At 69.9% G+C, this 3,697-nt stretch carries 3 protein-coding genes; all 3 read left to right on the top strand.

Annotated features, from left to right (window positions below; all coding sequences use genetic code 11):
* Positions 1–349: AtuA-related protein (locus L995_RS02845; RefSeq protein WP_047468946.1), on the top strand; the 349-nt coding region annotated here is incomplete at its 5' end.
* 48 nt (positions 350–397) lie between these two features.
* Entirely contained in the window at positions 398–1,381 is a 984-nt protein-coding gene (locus tag L995_RS02850; protein WP_047468948.1) for a Bug family tripartite tricarboxylate transporter substrate binding protein, read from the top strand.
* A gap of 124 nt (positions 1,382–1,505) precedes the next feature.
* A complete protein-coding gene (locus L995_RS02855; protein ID WP_047468952.1) occupies positions 1,506–3,626 on the top strand; it encodes an alpha/beta hydrolase domain-containing protein in 2,121 nt (706 codons plus the stop codon).
* Positions 3,627–3,697 lie beyond the last annotated feature (71 nt).

Consider the following 3,697-nt stretch of genomic DNA (forward strand, 5'->3'; position numbering starts at 1 on the left):
CCGCGTCACCGTGCCGTTGTACCGCCTGGCGCACGGGCGCACGGGGGACAAGGGCAACCGCTCCAACATCAGCCTCATCGCCTGGAATGCCGCCTGCTGGCCCGTGCTGGTGGAGCAGATCACCGAAGAGCGCGTGGCCGCGCACTTCGCCGCCCGGCGCCCTGCGCGCGTGCAGCGCTTCGTGCTGCAGCGCCTGCAGGCCATGAACTGGGTGCTGGACGCGGTGCTGGACGGCGGCGTCAACGACGCGCTCAACCTCGACAGCCACGGCAAGGCGCTGTCGTACTGGCTGCTGCAGATGCAGGTCCACATACCGGCTTCGCTGCTGCCCCACCTGGCGCCGGAGTAGCCGGCAGGACCCGCCCGTCACACATTCATCACAACAAAGGAGACAGACATGAACCTTTCGCACAACTTCCCCCGCCGCCATGCGCTCGCGCTGGCAGCCTGCGCGCTGGCAGCCGCCACCGCACCGGCGCTGGCCCAGGACTATCCGTCCAAGCCCATCACCTTCGTCGTGCCGTTTGCGGCCGGCAGCGCCACCGACCAGCTGGCACGGGCGCTGGGCCAGGCCGTGACCACGGCGACCAAGCAGGCCGTGGTGGTCGAGAACAAGGGCGGCGCCAGCGGCATGATCGCGGCCCAGCAGGTGGCGCGCTCGGCGGCCGACGGCTACACGGTGCTGATCACCACCAACACCACGCACGCGGCCAACCAGCATCTGTACAAGAAGCTGCCCTATGACGCGGTCAAGGACTTCGCGCCCGTGGCCGGGCTGGGCAAGGGCGGCCAGGTGCTGGTGGTGCGCGCCGATGCGCCGTACAGGAACGTGGGCGACCTGCTGGCGGCGGCGAAGAAGCAGCCGGGCAATCTGTCGTTCGGCAGCGGCAGCTCCTCCAGCCGCGTGGCCGGTGAAATGCTCAAGCAGCTGGCCGGCGTGGACCTGATGCACGTGCCCTACAAGAGCAATCCGCTGGCCATCACCGACCTGCTGGGCGGCCAGATCGACCTGATGATCACCGACACCTCCACCGGCGTGCCCCAGGTCAAGTCGGGCAAGCTGCGCGCCCTGGGCTACTCCACCACCCAGCGCAGCCCGCAGCTGCCCGAGGTGCCCACGCTGGAGGAAGCCGGCGTCAAGGGCTATGACATGGGCTACTGGTTCGCCGCCTATGCGCCGGCCGGCACGCCCGAGGCCGTGGTGGCCCGCCTGAACCGCCTTCTGTCCGACGCCGTGCACAGCGCGGGCGCCAAGTCCTTCTTCGACATGTCCGGCTCCCAGGGCTGGACGGCCACACCGCAGGAACTGGCCGCCTTCCAGGCCGCCGAGACCCAGAAGTGGGGCCAGGTGATCAAGGCCGCCGGCATCCAGCCCGAGTAGGCCGCTCCCCCGCTCTCCCGCTCCCCCGCTCTCCCGTTCCTTTTTTTCCGAACCGCCCTAGGCCGCCGCAATGCACGGCGGCCAGGGCGCAGCCTTGCCTGTGCCATGACCCCAAGGAGACAACATGCACATCAGATCCACCCATCCCCTGGCCCTTGCCCTGGCCGTATCCGGCCTGCTGACCGCCTGCGGCGGCAGTGACTCGCCCGCCGGTTCGCAGGCGCCGCGCATGCAGCTGAGCATCAGCGCCACCGAGGACTTTGCCGGCAGCTACGGCAGTGTCGGCGCCTACGAGAAAGTCACCGGCGTGCTGCGCGGCGAGCTGAACCCGGCCGACCCGAAGAACGCCGTGATCCAGGACCTGGCGCTGGCGCCCGTCAATGCGCGCGGCATGGTCGAGTACAGCACCGACTTCGTCATGCTCAAGCCCAAGGACATGTCCAAGGCCAGCGGCGTGCTGCGCTATGACGCGCCCAACCGCGGCAACATCCTGACCATGCCCAACCCCACGGCCACGCCCGGCGATGCGGTCTACCTGGAGCGCGGCTATGTGCTGCTGTACTCGGCCTGGCAGGGCGATGTGCCCAAGTCCACGCCCGCGCGCCTGACGGTCACCGTGCCCGTGGCCCGCAACAAGGACGGCAGCAGCATCACGGGCAGCTACCGCACCGAACTGGTCCCGGCCGCCGCCGTGCCCTCCATGACCCTGCCCGGCGGCGTGTTCAATGGAAGCATGACCCCCTACGAGCCCGCCAGCCTGGACAACACGCAGGCCGGCTACTCGCTCACGCGCCGCATCAACGAAACCGATGCGCGCCAGACCGTGCCTGCGGGCGACTGGAAGTTCGCCAGCTGCGATGCCGCCGCCAATCCCTTCCCCGGCACACCCAGCGCCACCAATGTCTGCCTGAAGGGCGGGTTCGATCCGCAGTACCTCTACGAGCTGGTCTACGTGGCCAAGGACCCCAAGGTCATGGGCGTGGGCCTGGCGGCGCTGCGCGACACGGTGAGCTTCTTCCGCGCCAAGGCGGCCGATGCCGACGGCAAGGCCAATCCGCTGGCCGGGCGCATCACGCACACCATCGGCCAGGGCACCTCGCAGTCGGGCAATGCCATGAAGACCTTCCTGCACCTGGGCTTCAACCAGGCGCTCGATGGCGGCAAGGTCTTCGACGGCATGTATGCCCATGTGGCCGCGCGCCAGACCAACATCAACACGCGCTTTGCCGTGCCCGGCGGCGGGGGCGGCCTGCGCACCGACCACACGGCCTTCGGCCAGACCGCGCCGCGTGGCCTGGACAAGGACTACAGCGATGAGGTCAGCGGCCGCCAGGGCGGCGTGATGAAGCGCTGCGAAGCCAGCAACACCTGCCCCAAGTTCTTCCTGGGCCTGTCGGGCACGGAGTTCTGGCAGCTGCAGGGCTCGCCCGTGCTGACCGATGCCAACGGCCTGCGCGACATCGCCCAGCCCGCCAATGCGCGCATCTACTACTACGCCAGCACGCAGCACGGCGGCGCAGGCGGCACGGCCAGCATCGGCTATGCGCCCACGCGCAATGTCTATCCGGCCGGCACCGTGGTGCACTTCAACGACACCTTCCGCGCGCTGTTCATCGCGCTGGAGGACTGGGTGGTGCGCGGCACCGAGCCGCCGGCCAGCCAGGTGCCCAGGCTGGCCGACGGCACCCTGGTGCGGCCCGACAAGCTGGTCTTTCCCGCCATGAAGGGCCTGGGCTGGAGCGTGGGCGGCGTGCAGACCGCCATCCCCGAGTTCCGCTACCTGGCGCGCCACAACGGCTTTGCGCTGCTCGACTTCGGCCCGCAATACGTGCCGCAGGACGAAAGCGGCATCGCCACGCTGCAGCCGCCGCGCGCCACGGGCAAGGACTACGCCATCCTCGTGCCCCAGGTCGATGCGGCCACCGGCCTCACGCGCGCCGGCATCCGCAGCGTGGAGGCGCGGGCACCGCTGGGCACCAGCATGGAGTTCAACTACGTGGCCACGCCGGGCATCGTGGACCTGTCCAACCTCACGGGCAGCTTCATCCCCTTCCACAAGACGCGCGCGGCGCGGCTGGCGGCCGGTGACGGGCGGCCGTCACTGGAGGAGCTGTATGTCGACCAGGCCGGCTACGTGAGCGCCGTCACGGCGGCGGCCCAGGACCTGGTGCGCCAGCGCCTGCTGCTGCAGCGCGACGCGGACGCGCAGATCACCGCCGCGCGTGCGGCGGCGGTGCTGCCTTGAGCCTGCGCTGAACGCCGGCCTCAGACGGCCTGGCCGCGAAAGCGCATGGCCGCCTGGCGCGAGACCTCGGC

Source organism: Delftia sp. ZNC0008 (assembly GCF_000799035.1).
GTDB classification, from domain to species: domain Bacteria; phylum Pseudomonadota; class Gammaproteobacteria; order Burkholderiales; family Burkholderiaceae_C; genus Comamonas; species Comamonas tsuruhatensis.

Bases quoted from the DNA above. Each gene is read 5' to 3' on its own strand.
- L995_RS02850 (WP_047468948.1), top strand. From the start codon at position 398: ATGAACCTTTCGCACAACTTCCCCCGCCGCCATGCGCTCGCGCTGGCA.
- L995_RS02855 (WP_047468952.1), top strand. From the start codon at position 1,506: ATGCACATCAGATCCACCCATCCCCTGGCCCTTGCCCTGGCCGTATCC.